This is a genomic window from Devosia sp. MDV22-iso42 (genome assembly GCF_058629155.1).
The window spans coordinates 14,230-37,672 of sequence record NZ_JBZVWR010000003.1; the positions used below are offsets into that span (position 1 = coordinate 14,230).

Consider the following 23,443-nt stretch of genomic DNA (forward strand, 5'->3'; position numbering starts at 1 on the left):
GGGTCCGACATGGTCAAAAAACCCCAGCTCGCCGTCGACACGCGCCCCTGGCGCGATCCAGCGGCCAAGCCCTTCGTGCGCATCAAGAATGTCACCAAGAAATTCGGTGACATCTTCGCCGTGGCCGACGTGTCGCTCGATATCTACAAGAGCGAGCTGTTCTGCCTTCTGGGTGGTTCGGGCTCGGGCAAGTCGACCCTGCTGCGCATGCTGGCCGGCTTCGAGGAGCCCACTTCGGGCAGCATCGAGATCGACGGCCAGGACATGACCCATGTGCCGCCCTATAACCGGCCGGTCAACATGATGTTCCAGTCCTATGCGCTGTTCCCGCATATGAATGTCGAGCAGAACATTGCCTATGGCCTCAAGCGCGACGGCCTGCCGCGCGGCGAGATTGCCGACCGCGTCGCCGAGCTGCTGACCCTGGTCAAGCTGGCCGACTATGGCGCGCGCAAGCCGCACCAGCTGTCCGGCGGCCAGCGCCAGCGTGTCGCCTTGGCCCGCGCTTTGGCCAAGCGGCCCAAGCTGCTGCTGCTCGACGAGCCGCTCGGCGCGCTCGACAAGAAGCTGCGCGAAGAAACCCAGTTCGAACTGGTCAAGATCCAGGAGACGCTGGGCGTCACCTTCATCGTCGTCACCCATGACCAGGAAGAGGCCATGAGTCTGGCCACCCGCATCGGGGTGATGAACCAGGGCGAGATCGCCATGATCGGCGAGCCCACCGACATCTATGAATTTCCCAATTCCAAATTCGTCGCCGGCTTCATCGGCTCGGTCAACATGGTCGAGGGCGTCGTCACCGAGGACGAGCCGGCCCATGTGCGCATCCGCTCCGAGGAACTCGGCTGCGACATCTATGTCGGCCATGGCGTCGACTGCGCCCCCGACCAGCGCCTGAGCTGGGCCATCCGTCCGGAAAAGCTCACCCTGAGCCGCGAGCGCCCCGCTGGCGCGCATGACGCCAATGTCACCGCCGGCACGGTCGAGGAAATCAGCTATCTGGGCGATGTCAGCGTCTACCAGGTGCTGCTGGCCAGTGGCAAACGGCTGCGCGTCACCCAGACCAACACCATGCGCGGCAATCCCGACGCCATCACCTGGGACGAGAAGGTCTTTCTCACCTGGGGCCACAGCGCCGGTTCGGTGCTGACAGTATGAGCAGCTTCGACAGCCACTCCCCCGCGCCACGTCCCCGCGTCTGGTCGGGCGTCGAGCGCGCCCTGGCCGCCGTCGGCATTTCCGGCCGGGCCCTGGTCATCGCCGCCCCGGCCATCTGGCTGGCGGTGTTCTTCCTGGTGCCGCTGGCCGTGGTCTTTTCCATATCGCTGACCATGAAGCAGTTCGGCCGGCCGCCCTATACGCCGCTGCTGACCAATGAGGACGGCACGGTGCAGCTGACGCTGCATCTGAACAACTACCTGCGCCTGTTCACCGACAGTCTCTATGTCGCCGCCTATCTCAGCTCGATCAAGATCGCCTTTATCTCGACCGTCGTCGCCCTCTGCATCGGCTATCCGATGGCCTATGCCATAGCCCGCGCTCCCGACCAGTGGCGCAATATCCTGCTCATGCTGGTCATCCTGCCGTTCTGGACCTCGTTCCTGCTGCGCGTCTATGCGCTGAGTGGCTTCATGCGCGGCAATGGCGTGATCAACCAGTTCCTGGGCCTGTTCGGCATTCCGCCGCTGGTGATGATGCAGACCGATTTCGCCGTCTATGTCGGCATCGTCTATACCTACCTGCCCTTCATGATCCTGCCGCTCTATACCAATCTGGTCAAACTCGACGGCGCCCTGCTCGAGGCCGCCGCCGACCTGGGCGCACGGCCGGTGCGCAGCTTCCTCTCCATCACCCTGCCCCTGTCCATGCCCGGCATCATTGCCGGCTGCATGCTGGTCTTCATTCCGGCCATCGGCGAATTCGTCATTCCCGCGCTGCTCGGCGGTCCGTCGACGCTGATGATCGGCCGCGTGCTGTGGGACGAGTTCTTCGCCAATACCAACTGGCCGCGTGCCGCCGCCGTGGCCATTGCCATGCTGGTCGCCGTGGTCGTGCCCATCATGCTGCTGCAACGCGCCCAGGATGCGGTGCAGGATAAGGAACGGGGAGTCTGAGATGCGGCGCGGCTGGTTCCTCCCGATAACGGCGACGCTGGGCTTTGCCTTTCTCTATGCCCCCATCATTTCGCTGGTGGTGTTCTCCTTCAACGAGAACAGCCTGGTGACCGTCTGGTCGGGCTTTTCCACCAAGTGGTATGGCGCGCTGCTGGCCGATCCGCAGATCCTGGGCGCCGCCTGGCTCAGCGCCCAGGTCGCCTTTATCAGCGCCAGCATCGCCTTGGTGCTGGGCACGCTGTGCGCCGTGGCTTTGGTGCGCTTCCGCAAGTTCCGCGGCCGCACCCTGCTGGCCGGCACGGTCTCGGCGCCGCTGGTGATGCCCGACGTCATTACCGGCCTGTCGCTGCTGCTGCTCTTTGTTGCCATGGAAGCCACCCTGGGCTGGCCCGCTGGCCGGGGACTGCTGACCATCATCATCGCCCATTCCACCTTCTGCATGGCCTATGTCGTGGTGGTGGTGCAGTCACGCCTGCGCGACATGGATATCAGCCTCGAAGAGGCGGCCATGGATCTGGGCGCCACGCCGGTACGGGTGTTTTTCGACATCACCCTGCCCATCATCGCCCCGGCGCTGGTCTCGGGCTGGCTGCTGGCCTTCACCCTCTCGCTGGACGATCTGGTCATTGCCAGCTTCGTCTCCGGTCCCGGTTCCTCCACCCTGCCCATGGTGATCTTCTCCAAGGTCAAGCTGGGCGTGTCGCCCGACGTCAACGCCCTGGCCACCATCATCATCGGCATCGTCGCCCTGGGCGTCTTTGCCGCCACCATCATCCAGCTGCGCGCCCGGCCCAAACGGTCCCCCGGCTAGACCCGGTCCCAGATCGATGCCAGCGGCGCCGGCAGCACGGCGCGGATGGCCGCGGCATCATGCGGCTCGCTCTGGCTCTTGAGCAGCCACACCATGTCGGCGCTGAGCCCCTCGGGCATATGGACATGCGGTAATAGCCGCTGCGCCAGCGCCGCCTCGAAGTCCGCCAGATCAGGCAGCGGCAGCGGCGGCCCGGGCACCCAGTCCTGATAGAAGACGCCGCGCTGCACCGCTGGCAGGTGGTTGCCAACCATGGCAATGGCGTCCAGCGGCAGCCGCGCCCGCAATTCGTGCAGGAAACCGCGCAGGCAGGCAAAGGCAATATTGCCCGTCGGCAGCAGCGCGCGCTGCCGCAGCGCCTCCTGCCAGCGCGCCATGCTCTCATTGGCATATTTGACATCGCGTGGATTGGTCATGCCGCTCTCCCCACGGCAATCTCGTTCACGGAAACGGCAAGAACATGGCTCTGGACAGGTCCGGAAAACGGGCGCACCATCATGTTATGTTCAACCAACGTGCAAGGAGGTGATCCAATGTCTTTTGAGGTTATGGTTCTCGAAGCAGGTCGTGGATTTAAGGTGACGGCTGGGAGTGATCTCGGCTAGCACCCGCCTCCTCGGCTCTCGAGGCCGAAAGTCTCAGGAAGGGCCGCCCGTCAGGGTGGCCCTTTTTGCTTGCCTTGACGAATGCAGCCAAGCCATGGATACCGCTGCCAGATTTACCGGAGTGCCTTGATGTCCACGGCCAATTTCGTCCTGACCCTGTCCTGCGCCGATCGCCCGGGCATCGTCGCCGCCGTCACCACCGAACTGGCCGGGCTCAACGCCAATATTGCCGAATCCAACCAGTTCTGGGATCGCGAGACCGGGCGATTTTTCATGCGCCTGGCCTTTGCCGCCCCGGCCGAGATCACCCGCGACGCCATCGAGCGCGCGCTCAAATCCCCCATCGAGCGCTTTTCGATGAAGACCGCCCTGGTCGCCGAAAGCCAGCGCAAGCGCATCGTCATCCTGGTCTCCAAATTCGACCACACCCTGCTGCACCTGCTCTACCAGATCCGCGTCGGCTGGCTCGAAGCCGATGTGGCGGCGGTGATTTCCAACCATCCTGACGCCCGCAAGGTCGCCGAGGATGCCGGCATCGCCTTCCACCTGCTGCCGGTGACCAAGGATACCAAGACCGAGCAGGAAGCCCGCATTCTCGACATCGTGCACCAGACCGGCGCCGATCTCGTCGTGCTGGCGCGCTATATGCAGGTGCTCTCCGACACGCTGTCGACGCGGCTGTTCGGCCAGGTGATCAATATCCACCATTCCTTCCTGCCCAGCTTCAAGGGCGCCAAGCCCTATCACCAGGCTCATGAGCGCGGCGTCAAGCTGATCGGCGCCACCGCCCATTACGTCACCCCAGACCTGGACGAAGGCCCGATCATCGAGCAGGAAACCGCGCGCGTCACCCATGCCATGAGCGCCGAGGACCTGGTGGCCGCCGGCCGCGACATCGAAAGCCGCGTGCTGGCCCGCGCCGTCAAGCTGCACCTGGAAAACCGGGTCATGCTGAATGGCAAGAAGACCGTGGTCTTCGGCTGACCGCGGCACTCCCCCATACCACCAGGAAACTCCACCATGCCCACCGACAATCTCACGCTGATCGGCCTCGGCCTGGCCGGACTGTTCATCGTCTGGCTGGTCTTCTCGCTGGTCAAGAAGGTCTTTGGCCTGGTGCTGCTGGCGGCCCTGCTCATCGGCGCCTATCTGCTGTGGAACAACCCCGTTCTATTGCAGAGCCTGCTCGATACCGTTGGCGGCTTTTTCGGCGGGCGCTGAGCTAGACCGGCAGGTCTTCCAGTCGCAGCGAATCGGCCAGCGTCGTGCTGTCGAGCACGGCCCGCGTGGCCAGCGTCACCCGCTCGAACACATGCCGGATCTCGCAGCTGCCCTCGTCCCGGCAATCGTCGCATTTGCGATAGGCGATCTTGGAGAGGCAGGGCAGCGGCGCGATCGGTCCGTCGATCAGCCGCAGCACTTCGCCGAACATGATCTCCTCCGGCGCCTTGACCAGTTCATAGCCGCCCAGGCGGCCGCGGCGGCTGCCGACAAAGCCCGCCCGCTTGAGCTCGAGCAGGATCTGCTCGAGGAACTTCTTGGGGATCGCCTGTTCCTTGGATATCTCGCCGATCATCATGGTCTGGCCGCGCTCGGCGCGGGCCAGCGCCACCAGGGCCCGTAGGGCATATTTGGCTTTCTGCGAGATCATCCCCGCCTCAGTTTTTCGGTTCGGGCAGCACGGCGGGCGCCGCCCCCGGCGCCGGCTTGTCCGTCTCGGCATCGCTGGCCCCGGCAGGGTCGCTTTCGACCGCCGGCTGCACCGGACCGCCTTCGCTGATCTCGTCCGCCGTCTGCTCGGCCACCGTCTCGGCTGCCACGTCCGCCGTCTCGACCACCGGTTCAGCTGGTTCGGCCGGTTCGGCCGCCGGCGCAACACCGCTCTCGGCTTGTTCGGGCATCGCGGTGGCCAGCGTATCGACCTCGGCCACGTCCGCAACGGGCTCGGCCTCGGCCGCCACCGGGATCTCCGCTTCGACCTCGGTCTCTGCCGCAGGAACAATCGCCACCAGTTCTGCCACCACCACCGCAGGCTCGGCCGCTGGCACCGGCGCGGGGGCCGGATCCGCCACCGGCTCGACCGGGGTCGGCGTTTCCAGGATCGGCGCCGGGTTGCTGTCCAGCATGGGCTCGACGATCGTCGGCGGCGGCAGTTCAATGACCGCCTCCGCTGGCACTGGCTCAGTCACAGCTTCCGGCTCGGCGGTCAGGCCGCTGGCCGGCGCAACGCTGTCGAGTGTTTCATCGGTGCTGGCCACCGCGGCTGCCAGTACGGCCGGCGCGATCCCGGCCTTGGCCAGCAGATTCTCGCCGGGGGGCAATCTGGGGCCGCTGGCTTCGGTCTCGCCGGCTTCCCCTTCCACCCGCTCGCCGCGCAGCCAGGCCAGCATGCCCATGCCGATTTCGCGTTCGCCCATGATCACCACATCGGCGCCCAGTCGGCGCAGATGCTCTTCCTCTTCGGCCGAATGCGCCCGGGCGATGATCCGCACCGAGGGGCTGAGCTTGCGCCCGACCTCGCAGATCGTGCCGGCCTCAAAGCCATTGGGAATGGCGATCAGCAGGCATTTGGCCGCCGGCAGGTTGGCCAGCTTGAGCACATCGGCCCGGGCCGCATTGCCCAGCACCGTCTCGATGCCCAGCGCGCGCGCCGCCGTGACGAAATGGTCGGTATCCTCGATCAGCACCAGCGGCGCCCCGGCATCATGCAGACCCTTGCCCACCACCTGCCCGACCCGGCCAAAGCCGACCAGTACGGTATGGTCGGTCTGCTGCGACGGCTCGACGCCGTCGTCTTCGGCCGGTTCGGCCGGTTCGGCCACGCTGTGGCCGGCTAGATCGGCGGCGGCACTGCCCGGCTCGACACCCGGCTCCACCCGCACATCCTCGCCGGGCCGGCCGGCTTTGCGCAGGGCCGCCCTGGCCTCGAGCCGCGGCTTGGCCAGGTCGATGGCCCAGAACACCACCGGATTGAGCACGATGGAAATCAGCGCCCCGGCCAGGATCAGGTCCTGTCCTTCGGGCGGCAGGATGGCCAGCGACACGCCCATGCTGGCCAGGATGAAGGAAAATTCGCCGATCTGCGCCAGCGAGGCCGAAATGGTCAGCGCCGTGCCGACAGGTCGCTTGAACAGCAGCACGATGGCAAAGGCCGCCAGCGACTTGCCGATGACGATGATGAACACCGTTGCCAGGACGGGCAGTGGATTGGTGATGATGATCGAGGGATCAAACAGCATGCCCACCGAGACAAAGAACAGCACGGCAAAGGCGTCGCGCAGCGGCAGGGTTTCCTGCGCCGCGCGATGCGACAGCTCGCTTTCGCTCAGGATCATGCCGGCAAAGAAGGCGCCCAGCGCCAGCGAGACGCCGAACAGCAGGGCCGAGCCCAGGGCCACGCCCAGCGCGATGGCCAGCACGGCCAGCCGGAACAGTTCGCGACTGCCGGTATGGGCGGTGCCGTGCAGCGCCCAGGGGATGACCCGTCGGCCCACGATCAGCATGAAGCCGACAAAGGCAGCCACCTTGAGCACGGTGAGGCCCAGAATGCCCCAGACGCCAATCTCGATACCCGCCAGCCTGGTGACGAAAGAGACGAAGGGATCATGCATGCCGGTATCGCCGCCCAGGCTGGCAATGGCCGGGATCATCACCAGCGCCAGCACCATGGCCAGGTCTTCCACGATCAGCCAGCCCACCGCGATGCGACCGCGCTCGGTCTCGATCAGCCGCCGCTCCTGCAGCGCCTTGAGCAGCACCACGGTGGAGGCCACCGACAGCGCCAGGCCAAACAGCAGCCCCGCCCCCAGGCTCCAGCCCATCAGGCTCGCCAGCCCCAGGCCCAGCAGCGTGGCAAAGCCGATCTGCGCCAGCGCGCCGGGAATGGCCAGCGCCCGCACGCTCATCAGGTCCTTGAGCGAGAAATGCAGCCCCACCCCGAACATCAGCAGAATCACGCCCAGCTCGGCCAGTTCGGCGCCCAAAGCCTGGTCGGCGACAAAGCCCGGCGTATAGGGACCCGCCAGAATGCCGGCAAAAAGATAGCCCACCAACGGCGGCATTTTCAGCCGATGCGCGATCATCCCGAAAATATAGGCCAGCACCAGACCCGCTACGATCGTCGTGATCAGGGGAATCTCGTGGTGCATGGTGTCTCCTGAACGGGGCTGATATCCTGGCGCGGACAGCAATCTCTAGCGCCAAGATGGAGTATGCGCCTACGATCCGCAAGCGCTTGTGCCCTGCCCCTAGCCAGTTAAAGGGGCGAATTTGCGCCCATCCTCGTCCGGCGCGGTGCTGCCATGCAGCCAGGGCCGACCGCGGGGCCATCGGCACCATGAAACCTTTGCGCCGGCATGGTATTGTAAGCAGCAGAGGTCATCACCCAGGCGCGCCAGCCGCGCGCCGCGTCGAGACCGTCAAGACGAGAAGGATGCGCCGTGCGTTTATCCCTGGGGTGCGAGATCGGCTACGAGGTCTTCGATACGACGACCTTGATTTTCAACATCGAGGCCATGCGCGGCGGTCGCCAGCGCGTGGTCAGCGAACGGCTGACCATTACCCCCGACCTGCCGGCCGACGAAAAGACCTCCGAGGAAAGCGGCAACCGCTATCTGCGCCTCACCGTGCCGCGCGGCCAGGTGACGCTGCGCTACGAGGCGCAGATCGAGCTCGACGCCCTGCACCGGGCGCCCGCCGTCATTCATGAAGTGCCCATTGCCAAGCTGCCGCTCGACACCCTGCCCTTCCTCAACCCGTCGCGCTATTGCCCCTCCGACCAGCTGGCGCGCTTCGCCAATCGCCAGTTCGGCAATATCGAGCCCGGCTTCGGCCGCGTCGTCGAGATCTGCAACTGGATCAATTCCGAGGTCGATTACCTGTTCGGCACCAGCGACACCACCACCACCGCCGCCGACACCTTTTCGCTGCGCGCCGGCGTCTGCCGCGACTTTGCCCATCTGGGCATCACCTTCTGCCGCGCGCTGGGCATCCCGGCCCGCTTTGTCTCCTGCTATGCCTGGCAGCTCGAGCCGCAGGATTTCCACGCCGTCTTCGAGGCCTATCTCGGCGACCGCTGGTACCTGTTCGACGCTACCCGCATGGCTGCCCTTGACGGCATGGTCCGCATCGGCGTCGGTCGCGACGCGGCCGACACCGCCTTTGCCACCATTTACGGCCAGGTAAACTCCTACCCCATCCGGGTCTGGACCGATGCCATCAATGGCGACCGGGCCCAGGAATGGACCACCGATGCGGTGAGCGTGACGCGGGATTAAGGGGTCTGGGGGGCCGGCTCGCCGCGACACCAATCGCGCCAAATGAGCTATACTGCACATTACTGTGGGCTAAATTAATCGAGGCAGCTGCGATGAAAACGGTCAACATTCACGAAGCCAAGACGCATCTGTCCCGTTTGATGGAGCGGGCGGCCAAGGGTGAGGCCTTCATCATCGCCAAGGCCGGCAAGCCCATGGTGAAGGTTGTGCCCCTCGATCAACCTGCCGCTGCGGAAGTACGCCGCCTGGGATTCATGGGCGGTCAGTTTGTCGTGCCCCCTGATTTTGACCAGATGGGTGCCCAGGAGATCGAGCAGCTCTTTGGCACGGGCGCATGAAGATACTGCTCGATACCCATATCCTGCTCTGGGCCGCGTCACGCGGGATTAGCCCATGCCGTCCTGAACGCTGGTGACGCGCTCGACGATCACCTCGACATTCATGCCGATATAGTCGTCCTTCTTGCCCACAAAGGTCCCCGAAATCGGAATGGCCTGGCGCGGCTCGCGCGCCACACCGACCCGGATCAGGTCGCGCGTGCCGATAATGCCATTGGTCGGGTCGAACTCCACCCAGCCCGCCCCCGGCAGATAGACCTGACACCAGGCATGGGTCGCGCCGCCACCGCGATGATTGCCGTCGCGCGCCGGCGAATAGAGATAGCCGGTGACGAAGCGGGCGGCAAAGCCGAGCGAGCGCACCGCCTCGATCATCAGCAGCGCGAAATCCCGGCAGGTCCCGGCCCGGCTGCTCAGCGTCGTCGCAGGGCGCTGCGTGCCGGGATCGGGGCGGCGCAGATAGGTGAAATCGGACTTGATGGCCGCCGTCATGCCGACCAGCAGATGGATCGTCCCCGTCTTGCCGGTCGAATCGAGGAACCGCCGGGCCCAGGCATCGACCTCTGTTTCCTCGGGAAACAGCCGGGCCATATTGGGTGCCAGGTCAAGCCCGTCCGGCGTGCCATAGTCGAACGGGTAGCTCTTGGCACGGTTGTCGATCTCGAATTCGGGGACCAGCACATGGGTATGATCGAGCACCATGCTGGCCACGATCCGCAGCTCCTCGGCCGGCTCGGCAAAGCTGGCAATGGCGATGCCATTGCCGAACACGTCGAGAATCCAGCGGATACCGGCCGGTTCAGGTGTGATCTCGAGGCGAAACTGGTCGAGCCGCTGCTCCATGCTGTCGCGTGGCCGCACCAGCATGCGGTGGTCGCCGAACTGGACCGGCCTAGCATAGCGATAGACCGTCTCGTGCCGCACCGACAGCAGGGTCATGACACCACCGTGATCTTTTCGGCCGCCCGGGTAATGCCGGTATAGAGCCAGCGCGCTCGCTCCTCGCGAAAGACGAAGCTCTCGTCGAACAGATAGACATTGTCCCACTGACTGCCCTGCGCCTTGTGCACGGTCAGGCAATAGCCAAAGGTGAACTCGTCGAATTGCCGCCGTTCGGGCCAGCTCATGGCGTCTTCCTCGCCGGCAAAGAACGCCTTGTGCGTCAGCACCTTGGCCTCGCCCTTGCCCTCGTCGGCGCCCAGCAGCAGGCTCCATTTGCCGTTTGAGCGCCGCGTCGCCTCGGTGACGATCCAGATCTGGCCGTTGAGCAGCTTCTTGCGCGGATTGTTGCGCAGGCAGACCATGCGGTCGCCCTCCACCGGCTCGTGGAAGGGCAGGCCCTTGAGCTCGCGCAGCCGGTCATTGTATTGCAGCCGCGTCTTGTTGCGACCCACCAGCACCTGGTCGGCCACCATCACCGCATCGCGGTCGACGCTGTCGCGCCCCACCACCACCGATTCGCCATAGCTGCCGCGCTCGAGAAAGCCGCCCTCGCGCACCTGCATGGACAGGTGAATGATCGGATTGTCAGCCGCCTGGCGGTGGATTTCGGTCAGCATGATGTCGGGCTCGTCTGCGATGAAGAACCCCGCCCCCTGCACCGGCGGCAGCTGGAACGGATCGCCCAGCACCAGCACCTTGACCCCAAAGCTGAGCAGGTCCCGGCCCAGTTGCTCGTCCACCATCGACACCTCGTCGATGACGATGAGATCGGCATCGGCGGCCGGGCTTTCGGCATCGAGCACGAAGCGCGGCTCGCCATCCTTTTCGCTGACCAAAGTATAGATCAGGCTGTGAATGGTCTGGGCGCCCTTGCAGCCGCGCTTGCGCATCACCAGTGCCGCCTTGCCGGTAAAGGCGGCGAACTTGACGCTGCGCACATCCTGCGCCAGATGCACCGCCAGCGTCGACTTGCCCGTGCCGGCCCAGCCGAACAGGCGGAAGACCTGCGGCCCGTCCGTGTCCTTGAGCCAGGCCGAGACGGCCAGCAGCGCCGCATCCTGCTGGGGCGACCAGACGGTCATTGGCTGATGGCTGTCCGCACGGTGCCGACGCCGGCAATGCTGCCTTCGATCAGGTCGCCCGCCACCACCGCGCCGACCCCGGCCGGCGTGCCGGTCATGATCAGGTCGCCGGCCCGCAGCGTCACGAAGCCGCTGAGAAAAGCGATGGTCTCGGCCACGCTCCAGATCTGGTCGCTCAGATCGCCGCGCTGGCGTTCCACGCCATTGACGCTCAAGGTAATGGCGCCCTTGTCGGGATGGCCAATGGCGCTGGCCGGTTCGATGGTGCCGATAGGTGCGGACAAATCAAAGCCCTTGGCCATGTCCCAGGGCCGCCCGGCCTTCTTGGCCAAGGCCTGCAGGTCGCGTCGCGTCATGTCGAGCCCCGCCGCATAGCCATAGACGTGGTTGAGCGCATCCTCCTTGGCGATGCCGCTGCCATCCTTGCCGATGGCCACCACCAGCTCGATCTCGTGGTGGAAGTCGGCCGTCTGGGGCGGATAGGGAATGCTCGCCCCGCCCACCACCACGGCATCAGCCGGCTTGGTGAAGAAGAACGGCGGATCGCGCGTGTCATTGCCCATTTCCACAATGTGCTCGGCATAATTGCGACCCACGCAATAGACGCGGCGCACCGCAAACAGCCCACCCCGCGCGATCGGCACGGTAACCGGGTTGGGCGGCGCGAATAGAAAATCAGCCACGCTTGAAGTCCTCTAGGTAAGGTCCGATGAGATCGAGATCGATGGGGCCCAGCCGGTCCTGCGCCGTGAATGACTGGTGCCAATAGGGATAGAGCAGCGGCGGCTGGCTGACCGCATCGAGCCGCGCCCGCTCCTCGGCGCTGAGCACCAGGTCGGCTGCCGCCAGATTGTCGGCAAACTGGGCGTGGTTGCGGCCGCCGATGATCACCGAGGTCACCCCCGGCCGGCCAAGCGTCCAGGCCAGCGCCACCTGCGCCCCCGAGACGCCGCGTTCGTCGGCAATGGCCACGATGACGTCGACGATGCTGTAGAGCTTTTCCCAGTCATGGACCGGCGGCTCGCGGAAGCCCCCGACATGGCGGCCCGATTCCGGACCGCCGTCACGGCGATACTTGCCCGAGAGCAATCCACCGGCCAACGGCGACCAGACCAGGATGCCAAGCCCCTGGTCCTGGCTGATCGGCACCAGCTCATATTCGGCTTCGCGGGAATGGAGGGTATAGTGGATCTGCTGGCTGACGAAGCGCTCGCCGGCCCGCTCCCTGGCCGCCGCCAGCGCCTTGGCAATGTGCCAGCCCGAATAGTTCGAGCAGCCGATATAGCGGACATGGCCATGGCGCACCAAGGTGTCGAGCGCCTCCATGGTCTCCTCGATCGGTGTCAGGCCGTCCCATTCATGCACCTGGTAGAGGTCGATGACATCGGTCTGCAGGCGCTTGAGGCTGGCCTTGCACTGCTCGATGATATGGTGACGCGACAGGCCGATCTGGTTGGGGCCCTCGCCCATCTTGAAGCGCACTTTCGTTGCCACCAGCGCCTTCTGCCGCCGGCCATTCTCGGCCAGGGCCACGCCCAGCATCTCCTCGGAGACGCCGGCATTGTAGACATTGGCGGTGTCGAGCAGGTTGATCCCGGCATCCAGGCACAGATCGATCTGCCGGTTGGCCTCTGCCTGCTCGGTGTGACCGACCTGCGCCGAGCCGCCAAAGGTCATGGTCCCCATGGTCAGTACGGAGATCTTGAGCCCCGAGCGCCCCAGATAACGATATTCCATTGGCCGCTCTCCTCGCGATCTGCCTGATTCACTGCCGCAATGAGAACATTACATAAACCAAGCCCGCTGGCGCGCGAAGCCGGCCCGGCGCATTTTGTGCGCGCTCCATCTTTTCCTGTGCTCCAAACTGGGCATAGTGTTGTCGCGTCGTGAAAAAGGGGGAGTGCCGCATGCTCTATGCCATCCTGTGCTACGAGGACGAAAAGGCCGTTGGCGCCTGGACCAAGGAGGAGGACGATGCCTGCATGGCCCGGCTCGACCTGGTGCACCAGACCATGGGAGCCAAAGGCAAGCTCGGCCCGGTGGCGCGGCTGCGCAACACCAAGGCGGCCACTACCCTGCGCAAGAACAATGGCGCGCCTTTGGTGATCGACGGCCCCTTTGCCGAGACCAAGGAGCAGTTCCTCGGTTTCTACGTTGCCGATTGCGACAGCCTCGATGAGGCGATCGGCTTTGCCAGGGATCTGGCCGCGGCCAATCCCGGTTCGGGCGCCTATGAGATCCGCCCGCTCTCGCTGTTCAAGCCGGGTGCGCTGGCCACCAGGGACGTTTGAACGGCCGTCGTTTGTGACCATTGCATAGCGCGTATCGCGCTTGCATTCTGCTCGCGCCTGGCCTCCATATGCAGCCAAAGCTTGACGCTTGGGAGGGCAGCATGCGGCATGGTCTTGGCTCGATTGGTTTGGTTGGCGCGGCACTGCTTCTGACCCTGGGCCTGGCACAGGCGGCCGACCCCAAGGTAACCCTGCTACCCGACACTGATCTGCCCGGCTTTGACTATGCCATCGTCAAGGATACCGACCTCGACGCCTGCACCGCCGCCTGTGTCGGTGACCAGATATGCCTGGCCTTCACCTTCAACCAGAAATCCAACTGGTGCTTCCTCAAGGGCGAGGCTGGCGAGGCGACTGAATTCAAGAGCGCCGTTTCCGGCACGCTCGACCGCAGCACGTCTCAGCTCAGCACCGCCGTGGTTCGCCAGGCCGAACTGCCCTTCCCGGCCCAGGACCTGATCGACGCCGCCCGGCGCCTCGCCGATGAGCTGCCCCAGACCGACGCCCCGCCGCCCAAGGTCAGCTATGCCGACCTGGTGGAAGAGGGCGACGCCGCCAGCGCCGCGGAAAATCCCGCCGGCGCCATCACCGCCTATCGCCAGGCCCTGGCCATCAACCCCAATGACGGCGCCGTCTGGCAGGCTCTGGCCGTGGCCACCCTGAGCCGCGCCGAAGCTGTGGCCGGCCAGGCCGACGGCGACAACAGCTATGAACTCGGCGCCACCGCCGTATCGGCCGCGCTCAACGCCTATCTGCGCGCGCAAACCACCGAGGCGCGCGCCCTTGCCCTGCGCGCTTTGGCCAATGGGTTGGAATATGCCAGCAGCTGGCGCGAGGCCATTGCCAGCTATCGCCTGAGCCTTAATCTGGTCCCCGATGCCGATGTCGCCACCCATCTCGATGAGGTCGTGGCCCAGCACGGCTTCGGCGTCGTCAATCACGTGGTCGATGCCGAAGCCGCTGCCCCGCGCATCTGCGCCGTCTTCTCCGATCCCCTCGGCAGCACCGACCTCTCCGCCTATGTCGTGGTCGCCGATGCACCCCAGACCTCGGTGGAAACCGAAGCCGACCAGATCTGCGTCGAGGGCGTCACCCATGGCAGCCGCTATGCGATCAAGCTGCGCGCCGGCCTGCCCTCGGCCGATGGCGAGGTGCTGGCCAAGGATGTCGATCTCGACGTCTATGTGCCCGACCGCGCCCCCTTTGTCGGCTTTGCCAACAATGCCTATGTCATGCCGGCCGGTCTCGGTGGCGGCCTGCCCATTACCTCGGTCAATGCCAACAGCGCCGAGCTGATGATCTACCGCATCGGCGACCGCAGCGTCGCCACGGCCGTGCGCGACGGCATCTTCCAGGGCAATCTCACCCAATATGCCGCCGAGGACATTGCCGACCGCGTCGGCGAGGCGGTGTGGAGCGGGCAGATCGAGCTGGCGCGCGGTCCGCTCAATGAACTGACGACCACCGCCATTCCCGTCGCCGAAGCCATCGGCGACATGGCGGCCGGCGCCTATGTGGTAACGGCCCGCATCAAGGGCGCCAGTGATGATCAATATTGGAGCGAGCAGGCCACGCAGTGGTTCATCGTCACCGATCTGGGCCTGACCACAATTGCCGGCGATGATGGCGTGCATGCCTTTGTGCGCGGCCTGACCGACGCCCAGCCCATTGCCAATGCCAGCGTCCGCCTGGTGGCCGTCAACAATGAAGTGCTGGGCGAAGCCAAAACCGACGCCGATGGCCGCGCCTTGTTTGCCCCCGGCCTGGCCCGTGGCACCGGCGGCGCCGCGCCGCAGCTGCTGGTAGCCGAAACCGAAGATGGCGATTACGCCTTTCTCGATCTCAGCCGGCCGGCCTTCGACCTCACCGATCGCGGTGTCGAGGGTCGCCCCTCGCCCGGCCCGCTCGACCTCTTTGCCACCACCGAGCGCGGCGTCTACCGCCCCGGCGAAACCGTCTTCCTCACCGCTTTGCTGCGCGACGAGCGCGCCAATGCCGTGACCGGCCTGCCGCTGACCCTGGAAGTCGAGCGCCCCGATGGCGTCGTTGCCAGTACGCAACTGCTGACCGACCAGGGTGAAGGCGGCTATTTCACTGCTTTGCCCATGGTCGAAGAGGTCATGCGCGGCTCCTGGACGCTGCGTCTCTATGCCGATCCCCATGCCGATGCGCTCTCGTCCACCAGCTTCCTGGTGGAAGATTTCGAGCCCGAGCGGCTGGCCTTCGAGCTGAGCACGCCGGACGCCGCCCCCTTTGCCCTGGGGGCCGTCACCGCCATCGACGTCGCCGCCAAATATCTCTACGGCGCCACCGCGCCGGGCCTCGCCATCGAGGCTGACGCCATCATCAGCCCGGTCAGCACGCTCAAGGATTTCCCCGGCTACAGCTTTGGCCGGCTCGACGACGCCATGGAAACCACGCGCGAGCCGCTCGGCGTGGTCGGCACCACCGACGAGGCCGGCAATGCCGTGGCCGAGGTGCAGCTGCCGCAGATCCAGACCACCACAAAGCCACTGACCGCGCAGATCCTGCTGCGCCTGGTCGATACCAATGGCCGCAGCATCGAACGCAGCCTGTCCCGCCCTGTCCTGGCCGATGCCGACCGCATCGGCATCAAGCCCGTCTTCTCGGACCCGACCGGGCTGGCTTCGGGCAGTGAAGCGCAGTTCGACATCATCGCCGTCTCGCCGGCGGGCGAAGCCGTGGCAAAAACCGGCCTGAACTGGACCCTGTCGCGCCTTGAAACCAGCTATCAGTGGTATCGCAACGGCACGGCCTGGCAGTGGGAAGCCATTACCACCACGCGCGACATTGCCAGCGGCAGTGTCGATACGCCCGAGGGCGGCCCCGTCACCGTCGGCGCCAATGTCGACTGGGGCAGCTACCGCCTCGAGGTCAACAGCACCGGCCCCGACGCCACCTCCTCGAGCTATGAATTCTATGCCGGCTATTACTATGCCGATGCCGGTTCGGACACGCCCGACACGCTGCAGGTCGCGCTCGACAAGCCCGCCTATCGCCTGGGCGACAAGGCTAAACTCAAGCTCGACCCCCAATTTGCCGGCACCGCCTTGGTCATGGTCGTCGACAACCGCGTCATCGCCATGCAGGCGGTCGAGGTGCCCGCCGAGGGCACGACGGTTGATCTCGAGGTGACCGAAGAATGGGGCCCGGGCGCCTATGTCACCGCCATTCTCTATCGCCCCGCCGATGCCGGGGAAAAGCGCATGCCCTCGCGGGCTCTGGGCCTGGCCTTTGCCGATGTCGAGCCGGGCGATCGCCAGCTCGACGTGACCCTCTCCGCGCCCGAAGTCTCGCTGCCGCGCCAGAGCTTTACCGTCGATGTCGCGCTGGGCAATCTGGCCGCCGGTCAGACCGCCTATGTCAGTATTGCCGCCGTGGACCTGGGTATTCTCAACCTGACCAATTTCAAGACGCCCAGCCCCGACGCCTGGTATTTCGGCCAGCGCCAGCTCGGCATGGACCTGCGCGACCTCTATGGCTCGCTGATCGATCCGACCCAGGGCATGGCCGGCGCGCTGCGCTCGGGCGGCGATGGAGGGGCCGCGCGCCTCGGCACGCCCCCACCCACCTCGGTGCTGGTGGCGCTGCATTCCGGCATTGTCCAGCTCGACAGCGACGGCAAGGCCAGCGTGACCTTCGACATGCCCGATTTCTCCGGCACCGTGCGCGTCATGGCCATGGCCTGGACCGACACCGCCGTGGGCCATGCGCAGGCCGATGTCGTGGTCCGCGACCCGGTCGTCGTCACGCTCAGCCCGCCGCGCTTTCTGCGCCTTGACGACACCTCGCGCCTGCTGGTCGAGATCAACAATGTCGATGGCGCCGCCGGCACCTATGGCATTGCCCTGACCACCGGCACGGGCCTCGCCACCGATGCTGCAGCCAGCGAGGTTACCCTGGAACAGGGCGAGCGCACCGCGCTCAACCTGAGCCTCACCGGCACTGCCATTGGCGACTGGCCGATCGAGGTGACCATCACCGCGCCCGATGGCAGCACCAGCGTCAAGCAGTTGACCCTGGGCGTCCGCCCGCCCAGCGCGCCGGCCACCACCAGTCGCACTATTGCCCTCAAGCCCGGCGCCAGCACCATTGTCGATGACAGCTTTTTTGCCAACTATCTGGCCAATACCGGGTCGATGACCTTGGCCATTGGCCCCCTCGCCCAGCTCGATATTCCGGGCCTCTTGGTCTCCCTGGACCGCTATCCCTATGGCTGCGCCGAACAGGTTTCGAGCCGGGCTTTGCCCCTGCTCTATCTCAACGACGTCGCCAAGCTCATTGGCCTGGCCGGCGATGAAGACCTCAACACCACCGTCACCGCCGCCATTGCCGACCTGCTGTCCAAGCAGAATTCGGGCGGCGGCTTTGGCCTCTGGGGTCCCTTTGACGGCGGCGATGCCTGGCTGGACGCCTATGTCACCGACATGCTGCTGCGTGCCCAGGCGGCCGGCTATGCCGTGCCCGACCAGGCCATGACCAGGGCACTGGACAACCTCTCCAACCAGCTCGCCTATGCCAGCGATTTCGAGCAGGGCGGCGAAGACGTCGCCTATGCGCTCTATGACCTGGCCCGGGCCGGCCGCGCCACCATGGGCGATCTGCGCTACTATCTCGAAGCCCGCCTCGACGCCTTCGGCTCGCCTTTGGCCCAGGCCCAGCTCGGCGCCGCTTTGGCGCTCTATGGCGACACGACCCGCGCCAACACCGCCTTCACCGCGGCGGTCGCCGGCCTGGCCGACACCCCGGACGGCAATCGCTACCGCACCGACTATGGCAGCGCCCTGCGCGACACCGCCGGCGTGCTGGCTCTGGCCGCCGAGTTCAAGCCTGCCGGCGTCGACCTGCTGGCTTTGGCCAACCAGCTCGCCGCGCTACGCGACAATGCCGACTATACCTCGACCCAGGAAGACAGCTGGACGCTTTTGGCTGCCGCCGCTTTGGGCCAGGCCGGCACCGATGGCAGCATCAGCTTTGATGGCGAGGCCCTGAGCGCCCCGCTCTATCGCCGCTTTGACGCCCTCGGCTTTGCTCCCGTCGAGATCACCAATAATGACGCCGCCGCGACCCAGGCCAAGGTGACGGTCACCGGCTATCCGGCAACCCCGCCCGAACCAGCCAGCAATGGCTTCACCCTGACCCGCGACTACTACCTGCCCGATGGCACGCCGATCGACCCGGTCGCCCATTCGCTGTCCCAGAACGACCGCTTCGTCGTCGTGCTGACGGCCTATCCCGAGGCACTCGGCTCCGGGCAATATGTGCTGGCCGATCCGCTGCCGGCGGGCTTTGAGATCGAGAACCCCGACCTCTCGGCCGGGGAGGGCGTGTCCGATTTCAACTGGCTTGAGCTCGATACGCCGGCCCATGTGGAATCGCGGACCGACCAATATGTCGCCGCCTTCCGCTATTTCAGCGAAACCGGCAGCGTCACCACCGCTTATCTGGTGCGCGCGGTGAGCCCCGGCAGCTTCGCTTTGCCCGGCGCCACTGTGGAAGACATGTATCGCCCCGAACGCCGCGCCAATACCGCATCGGGCACGGTCGAGGTCACCGCGACCGGGCCATGAGCGGGCCGGACGCCAGCACCAATGTCTCACCACCGCGCCCTTGGGCGCGGTGGTTGGTGCTCACAAGTTTCAGTCTTTTCGTGCTGGGCTGCGCAGCAACGATCCAGCTGACCTCGACGGTCACTGGAATCGCCCAGAACCTGCCGCCGATCCCGGACCTGGCGACGATGCCGGTTTCGGCTGCAGTGACCGATCGCGACGGCAACCTCCTGCGCCCCTTCACCACGCCGGACGGCAATTGGCGTCTGCCAATCAGCCGTGACCAGGTCGATCCAAGGTTCCTCGACATGCTGGTGGCCTATGAGGACCGCAGCTTTGCCACCCATGACGGCATTGCCTGGAGCTCCATGCTGCGCGCCGCCGGCCAGCTCGTGCTGGCGGGCGGACAGGTGGTCTCGGGCGGCTCGACGCTGACCATGCAGGTGGCGCGGCTGCTTGAGGGCCAGCCCACCCGCAATGCCTTTGGCAAGCTGCGGCAGATGGTGCATGCAAGCGCGCTTGAGCAGGACCTGGACAAGGACGTGATCCTCGACCTCTACCTGACCCTGGCCCCCTATGGCGGCAATATCGAGGGCATCCGCGCGGCGAGCCTGGCCTATTTCGGCAAGGAGCCGAGCCGGCTGACCACCGCCCAGGCCGCCTTGCTGGTGGCCCTGCCGCAATCGCCGGAGGCCCGCCGGCCCGACCGCCACCCCGAGGCGGCGCGCGCCGGCCGCGACAAGGTGCTCGATCGCCTTGTCGCCCTGGGCGCCCTGCCCGCCGAGGAGGCGCTGGCCGCCAAGGCTGAGCCCCTGCCGACGACGCGCCGCGACTTCCCCATGCTGGCCGCCCACCTGGCCGAACAGGCCGTGCGCGCCCGCCCCGAGGCCCGCACCCTGGCCCTGACCATCGACCGGCGCCTGCAGGACGCGCTCGAACAGCTCGCCGCTGCCCGCGCCCGGCTGATCGATCCGCGCGTTTCCGTCGCCATCGTCGCCGCCGATATCAACTCTGGCGAAATCCTGGCCTCGATCGGCTCGGCCGGGCTGTTTGCCACCCAGAGCGATGGCTATGTCGACATGACCACGGCGATACGGTCTCCGGGGTCCACTTTGAAGCCACTGATCTATGGCCTCGCCTTCGAACTGGGCCTGGCCCATCCGCAAAGCCTGATCGAGGACCGCCCCACCGCCTTCGGCGCCTATGTGCCGGTCAATTTCGACGGCTTCAGCCGCGGCACGGTCAGCATTCACGACGCGCTGACGCTCTCGCTCAACATTCCCGCCGTGGTGGTGCTCGACGCCGTCGGCCCGGCCCGCCTGGTGTCGCGCCTGCGCCGCGCTTATGCCGATCCGCGCCTGCCGGTCGATACCGCGCCGAGCCTGGCCGTCGGGCTGGGCGGCGTCGGCATTTCGCTGCGCGACCTCGTCTCGGTCTATGCCGCCCTTGCCCATGGCGGCGTGCCCGTGCAGCTCCACGACGGCACCGCGCCGCCGGCCGCGCCAAGCCGCGCCGCCCCCGTACTGGACCCGCTCAGCGCCTGGTATGTCGCCGATATCCTGGCCGACGTGCCACCGCCGCTCAACGGCTCGCCCGGTCGCGTCGCCTACAAGACCGGCACCTCCTATGGCTATCGCGACGCCTGGGCCATCGGCTTTGACGGCAAGACCGTCATCGGCGTCTGGGCCGGCCGCCCCGATGGCGCCCCGGTACCGGGCCTTTCCGGCATTACCGCCGCCGCCCCCATATTGTTCGAAGCCTTTGACCGCCTGGGCAGCCGCCGCGCTGCACTGCCGCGGGCGCCGCAGGGTGCGCTCTTGGCGTCCACGAGTGAATTGCCGGCGCCGCTGCGACGGTTTCGCCACCCTGATAGTGGCCTCGTCGCCCGCGACGCCGCGCCGGAAATCGCCTTTCCCGGCGATGGCGTCGCCGTCGATCTGGGCCTGGCCGCCGGCGACATTGCCCCGCTCATGGTCAAGGTACGCAATGGCGTGCCGCCCTTCACCTTCTTTGCCAATGGCGCGCCCTTCGGCCGCCCCAACTTCGCCCGCCAGGACAGCTGGCAGCCGGACGGGCCCGGCTATGTCACCCTCTCGGTGGTCGATGCCGAGGGCCGCGGCGACACCGTCCGGGTCCTGCTGAACTGATCGTGACGCCCCACGCCAGCCGGCAATGTATTTTCAGGCACGCCGGCATTTAATCGAATTGGTAACCATTTCTGGTGAATGCTGCTGCCTGTAATTCAGGCGTTTGGGGCATCTCCGGGGACCGATCATGCGACAGTTTGCGCCTGCTCTGCTTTTCTCGACGCTGACGGTGCTGCTGGTGAGCGCCTATCTGCTCGCCCCCGCCGACCGGGGGCAGATGGCCGTGGCCTTCCCGCCCTTCACCAGCGAAGCGACCGCCTGGTCCATCGTGCGCGCCGCGGGCGGTTACGCCGTTGCCCCCACCAGACTGCCCAATGTGGTGGTCGCCTATGCCGGCGATGCCGGCTTCCAGGAGCGCGCCAGAAGTCTGGGCGCCCTGTTTTTTCTGAACGCCACCGGGCTTTGTGCGCCCCAACCTGAACGCGAAATCACATGACCCTCGACACCATCCGCAGTCGCGCATCGATCCTGGTGGCCAGCCTCGCCGCCCTCATGGCCGCCAGCGCCATCATCCTTGAAATGGCCTTGCACGGTGACTTCAACCTGGCCGGCATGCTGGCCGCGCTGGGCCTGGCCGCCCTGCTCGCCACCTTCTTTGTCAACCGTCAGTCAGCCACCTTCCGCTACATGGCGGTCGCCGTCATGATGGCCGAGGTCATGGCCCTGCTGATCGCCGCCCGCGGCCATCCGCTGCAGACCGATATCCATATGGCCTTCTTTGCCGGGCTGGCCGTCTGCGCCCTGCTCTACGACACTAAGGCCATCATCCTGGGCGCTGCCCTGGTCGCCGTGCACCATCTGGTGCTGGGCATGACCCTGGACGACCTGATCTTCTATGGCGGCGGCGGCTTCACCCGCGTCCTGCTGCATGCCGTGATCCTGATCGTGGAAACCGTCAGCCTGGTCTGGATGACCGTCAATACCCAGCGCCTGCTGCAGATTTCCGACGAGCGTTCGGAGCAGGCCCAGACCAGCGCCCGGGAAGCCGAATTGCTGGCCGACGAAGTCCAGCGCACCACCGCGACCGGGCGCCAGGAGCGGCAGGCCACGATGCAGCAGCTGTCCAGCGACTTCAACCGCGTGGTCGATGCGGCCAGCAGCGGCGATTTTTCGGCCCGTGTCGAAACCACCTACAAGGATCCCGAACTGGCCAATCTGGCCACCTCGATCAACGGCCTGATCGAAACGGTTGGCAGCAGCCTGGGCGAAACCGCCCGCGTGCTGGCCAGCCTGGCCAATGCCGACCTGCGGGCCCGCATGACCGGCCAGTATCGCGGCGCCTTCGCCACGCTGCAGAGCGACACCAATGCCCTCGCCGATACGCTGACCACCATCATGAGCGGGTTGCGCAGCGCCATTTCCAGCATGCGCGCGGCCACCAGCGAGATCGTCATCGGCACCAATGACCTGAGCGAACGCACCACCAAACAGGCCGCCACCATCGAGGAAACCTCCGCGGCCATCGAGCAGCTGGCAGCGACCGTGCTGGAAAATGCCGATCGCGCGCGCGACGCCAATGCCAATGCACAAAAGGTCAACCAGGTCGGTGAAGAAGGCGGCGCCGTCATGCGCCAGGCCAATGATGCCATGTCCCGCATCACCGAATCCTCGTCCAAGATCTCCAATATCATCGGCCTGATCGACGACATCGCCTTCCAGACCAACCTGCTGGCGCTCAACGCCTCGGTGGAAGCCGCCCGGGCTGGCGATGCCGGCCAGGGCTTTGCCGTGGTCGCCGTCGAGGTGCGCCGCCTGGCCCAGTCCGCCGCCCAGGCCTCGGCCGATGTGAAGACCCTGGTCGAGGCCTCTGCCGGCGAAGTGGGCGCGGGCACCAAGCTGGTGGCCGAGGCCGCCAGCAAGCTGGCCGCCATGATGGAGGCGGCCCGCGCCAACAATACCCTGATGGAAGGCATTGCCCGCAACAGCCGCGAACAGGCCTCGGCCATCGAGGAGGTCTCGGGCGCCGTACGCCAGATCGACCAGATGACCCAGCACAATGCGGCGCTGGTCGAGCAGACCAATGCCGCCATTACCCAGACCGAAGACCAGGCCCGGGAAATCGACCGCATCGTCGAGGTATTCAAGACCGATGACGGCGCCACGACCCGGTCGCGCGGCCCGCTGCCCGACCGGGACGTCCAGCACCTGCGTCAGGCCGCCGGCGGTATCCGCCGCTGAGGCGCGTTGGGGTCACCGCCACCTGACGCTTCAGTCAGGCCAGCCCGATAGCGGAAGGGACGGCACACGCCGTCCCTTTGTCCTGCCGG

Annotated in this window: 18 protein-coding genes and 1 pseudogene; 12 read left to right on the plus strand and 7 right to left on the minus strand. The window is 66.1% G+C overall.

From position 1 onward, the window contains the following. Nucleotides 1-9: 9 nt before the first annotated feature. Genes AC4NN3_RS01015 through AC4NN3_RS01025 form a run of 3 tightly spaced genes read left to right on the plus strand, consistent with a single transcriptional unit; the run spans nt 10 to nt 2,925 of the window. Nucleotides 10-1,158 carry an ABC transporter ATP-binding protein gene (locus tag AC4NN3_RS01015; RefSeq protein ID WP_491925288.1) on the plus strand — a complete coding sequence of 383 codons (1,149 nt, stop codon included), beginning with the start codon at nt 10-12 and terminating at the stop codon, nt 1,156-1,158. Then, nucleotides 1,155-2,114 carry an ABC transporter permease subunit gene (locus AC4NN3_RS01020; protein ID WP_491925289.1) on the plus strand — a complete coding sequence of 320 codons (960 nt, stop codon included), beginning with the start codon at nt 1,155-1,157 and terminating at the stop codon, nt 2,112-2,114. The genes AC4NN3_RS01015 and AC4NN3_RS01020 overlap by 4 nt, the downstream gene beginning before the upstream one ends. 1 nt (nt 2,115) lies before the next feature. After that, nucleotides 2,116-2,925, plus strand: coding sequence for an ABC transporter permease subunit (locus tag AC4NN3_RS01025; protein ID WP_491925290.1), 810 nt, complete (start codon nt 2,116-2,118; stop codon nt 2,923-2,925). Here the strand turns inward: AC4NN3_RS01025 and AC4NN3_RS01030 are convergent. Next, nucleotides 2,922-3,341, minus strand: a complete 420-nt coding sequence (locus AC4NN3_RS01030; RefSeq protein ID WP_491925291.1) for a DUF2267 domain-containing protein — start codon at nt 3,339-3,341, stop codon at nt 2,922-2,924. The genes AC4NN3_RS01025 and AC4NN3_RS01030 overlap by 4 nt on opposite strands. A gap of 318 nt (nt 3,342-3,659) precedes the next feature. On the opposite strand from AC4NN3_RS01030, the gene purU reads away from it, so the two are divergent. After that, nucleotides 3,660-4,514: a formyltetrahydrofolate deformylase gene (gene purU, locus AC4NN3_RS01035; RefSeq protein WP_491925292.1), complete on the plus strand. Its 855-nt coding sequence runs from the start codon at nt 3,660-3,662 to the stop codon at nt 4,512-4,514. Nucleotides 4,515-4,550: 36 nt separating this feature from the next. Next, on the plus strand, nt 4,551-4,751 hold the full coding sequence (locus AC4NN3_RS01040) for a hypothetical protein (RefSeq protein WP_491925293.1): 201 nt from the start codon (nt 4,551-4,553) through the stop codon (nt 4,749-4,751). A 1-nt stretch (nt 4,752) separates the two neighbouring features. Here the strand turns inward: AC4NN3_RS01040 and AC4NN3_RS01045 are convergent, their stop codons facing one another. After that, nucleotides 4,753-5,181 carry an RrF2 family transcriptional regulator gene (locus AC4NN3_RS01045; RefSeq protein ID WP_491925294.1) on the minus strand — a complete coding sequence of 143 codons (429 nt, stop codon included), beginning with the start codon at nt 5,179-5,181 and terminating at the stop codon, nt 4,753-4,755. Between the two features lie 673 nt (nt 5,182-5,854). After that, nucleotides 5,855-7,678 (minus strand): annotated as a pseudogene (locus AC4NN3_RS01050) (cation:proton antiporter domain-containing protein); the annotation flags it as partial. Nucleotides 7,679-7,969: 291 nt separating this feature from the next. Between AC4NN3_RS01050 and AC4NN3_RS01055 the strand changes: the two are divergent. Continuing rightward, on the plus strand, nt 7,970-8,806 hold the full coding sequence (locus tag AC4NN3_RS01055) for a transglutaminase-like domain-containing protein (RefSeq protein WP_491925295.1): 837 nt from the start codon (nt 7,970-7,972) through the stop codon (nt 8,804-8,806). Nucleotides 8,807-8,898: 92 nt separating this feature from the next. Then, nucleotides 8,899-9,144: a type II toxin-antitoxin system Phd/YefM family antitoxin gene (locus AC4NN3_RS01060; RefSeq protein ID WP_491925296.1), complete on the plus strand. Its 246-nt coding sequence runs from the start codon at nt 8,899-8,901 to the stop codon at nt 9,142-9,144. Between the two features lie 48 nt (nt 9,145-9,192). Here the strand turns inward: AC4NN3_RS01060 and AC4NN3_RS01065 are convergent, their stop codons facing one another. From AC4NN3_RS01065 to AC4NN3_RS01080, 4 genes are read right to left on the minus strand one after another with little or no spacing between them, the layout of a single operon-like run. Beyond that, entirely contained in the window at nt 9,193-10,083 is an 891-nt protein-coding gene (locus AC4NN3_RS01065) for a transglutaminase family protein (protein WP_491925297.1), read from the minus strand. Further along, complete coding sequence (locus AC4NN3_RS01070; protein WP_491925298.1) at nt 10,080-11,168, minus strand: ATP-dependent DNA helicase; 1,089 nt, start codon at nt 11,166-11,168, stop codon at nt 10,080-10,082. Before AC4NN3_RS01070 ends, AC4NN3_RS01065 begins: the two co-directional genes overlap by 4 nt. Continuing rightward, nucleotides 11,165-11,851 (minus strand): fumarylacetoacetate hydrolase family protein, encoded by a 687-nt coding sequence (locus tag AC4NN3_RS01075; RefSeq protein WP_491925299.1) that lies wholly within the window; start codon nt 11,849-11,851, stop codon nt 11,165-11,167. Before AC4NN3_RS01075 ends, AC4NN3_RS01070 begins: the two co-directional genes overlap by 4 nt. After that, nucleotides 11,844-12,905: an aldo/keto reductase gene (locus tag AC4NN3_RS01080; protein WP_491925300.1), complete on the minus strand. Its 1,062-nt coding sequence runs from the start codon at nt 12,903-12,905 to the stop codon at nt 11,844-11,846. Before AC4NN3_RS01080 ends, AC4NN3_RS01075 begins: the two co-directional genes overlap by 8 nt. Before the next feature lie 170 nt (nt 12,906-13,075). On the opposite strand from AC4NN3_RS01080, the gene AC4NN3_RS01085 reads away from it, so the two are divergent. The 5 genes from AC4NN3_RS01085 (at nt 13,076) to AC4NN3_RS01105 (ending at nt 23,354) form a co-directional block, all read left to right on the plus strand. Beyond that, a complete protein-coding gene (locus AC4NN3_RS01085) occupies nt 13,076-13,459 on the plus strand; it encodes a YciI family protein (RefSeq protein WP_491925301.1) in 384 nt (127 codons plus the stop codon). A gap of 101 nt (nt 13,460-13,560) precedes the next feature. Further along, nucleotides 13,561-19,050: an alpha-2-macroglobulin family protein gene (locus AC4NN3_RS01090; protein WP_491925302.1), complete on the plus strand. Its 5,490-nt coding sequence runs from the start codon at nt 13,561-13,563 to the stop codon at nt 19,048-19,050. Nucleotides 19,051-19,106: 56 nt separating this feature from the next. Further along, complete coding sequence (gene pbpC / locus AC4NN3_RS01095; protein WP_491925303.1) at nt 19,107-21,176, plus strand: penicillin-binding protein 1C; 2,070 nt, start codon at nt 19,107-19,109, stop codon at nt 21,174-21,176. A gap of 127 nt (nt 21,177-21,303) precedes the next feature. Next, nucleotides 21,304-21,612, plus strand: a complete 309-nt coding sequence (locus AC4NN3_RS01100; RefSeq protein WP_491925304.1) for a hypothetical protein — start codon at nt 21,304-21,306, stop codon at nt 21,610-21,612. Beyond that, nucleotides 21,609-23,354: a methyl-accepting chemotaxis protein gene (locus AC4NN3_RS01105; RefSeq protein WP_491925305.1), complete on the plus strand. Its 1,746-nt coding sequence runs from the start codon at nt 21,609-21,611 to the stop codon at nt 23,352-23,354. Before AC4NN3_RS01100 ends, AC4NN3_RS01105 begins: the two co-directional genes overlap by 4 nt. Nucleotides 23,355-23,443: the final 89 nt, after the last annotated feature.

Excerpts from the sequence above, each read along its gene's own strand:
- AC4NN3_RS01045 (WP_491925294.1), bottom strand. The coding sequence starts at position 5,181 with ATGATCTCGCAGAAAGCCAAATATGCCCTACGGGCCCTGGTGGCGCTG.
- AC4NN3_RS01100 (WP_491925304.1), top strand. The coding sequence starts at position 21,304 with ATGCGACAGTTTGCGCCTGCTCTGCTTTTCTCGACGCTGACGGTGCTG.
- AC4NN3_RS01040 (WP_491925293.1), top strand. The coding sequence starts at position 4,551 with ATGCCCACCGACAATCTCACGCTGATCGGCCTCGGCCTGGCCGGACTG.
- AC4NN3_RS01025 (WP_491925290.1), top strand. The coding sequence starts at position 2,116 with ATGCGGCGCGGCTGGTTCCTCCCGATAACGGCGACGCTGGGCTTTGCC.
- AC4NN3_RS01015 (WP_491925288.1), top strand. The coding sequence starts at position 10 with ATGGTCAAAAAACCCCAGCTCGCCGTCGACACGCGCCCCTGGCGCGAT.
- AC4NN3_RS01080 (WP_491925300.1), bottom strand. The coding sequence starts at position 12,905 with ATGGAATATCGTTATCTGGGGCGCTCGGGGCTCAAGATCTCCGTACTG.
- purU (WP_491925292.1), top strand. The coding sequence starts at position 3,660 with ATGTCCACGGCCAATTTCGTCCTGACCCTGTCCTGCGCCGATCGCCCG.
- AC4NN3_RS01085 (WP_491925301.1), top strand. The coding sequence starts at position 13,076 with ATGCTCTATGCCATCCTGTGCTACGAGGACGAAAAGGCCGTTGGCGCC.
- AC4NN3_RS01060 (WP_491925296.1), top strand. The coding sequence starts at position 8,899 with ATGAAAACGGTCAACATTCACGAAGCCAAGACGCATCTGTCCCGTTTG.
- AC4NN3_RS01070 (WP_491925298.1), bottom strand. The coding sequence starts at position 11,168 with ATGACCGTCTGGTCGCCCCAGCAGGATGCGGCGCTGCTGGCCGTCTCG.
- AC4NN3_RS01065 (WP_491925297.1), bottom strand. The coding sequence starts at position 10,083 with ATGACCCTGCTGTCGGTGCGGCACGAGACGGTCTATCGCTATGCTAGG.
- AC4NN3_RS01105 (WP_491925305.1), top strand. The coding sequence starts at position 21,609 with ATGACCCTCGACACCATCCGCAGTCGCGCATCGATCCTGGTGGCCAGC.
- AC4NN3_RS01020 (WP_491925289.1), top strand. The coding sequence starts at position 1,155 with ATGAGCAGCTTCGACAGCCACTCCCCCGCGCCACGTCCCCGCGTCTGG.
- AC4NN3_RS01090 (WP_491925302.1), top strand. The coding sequence starts at position 13,561 with ATGCGGCATGGTCTTGGCTCGATTGGTTTGGTTGGCGCGGCACTGCTT.
- AC4NN3_RS01030 (WP_491925291.1), bottom strand. The coding sequence starts at position 3,341 with ATGACCAATCCACGCGATGTCAAATATGCCAATGAGAGCATGGCGCGC.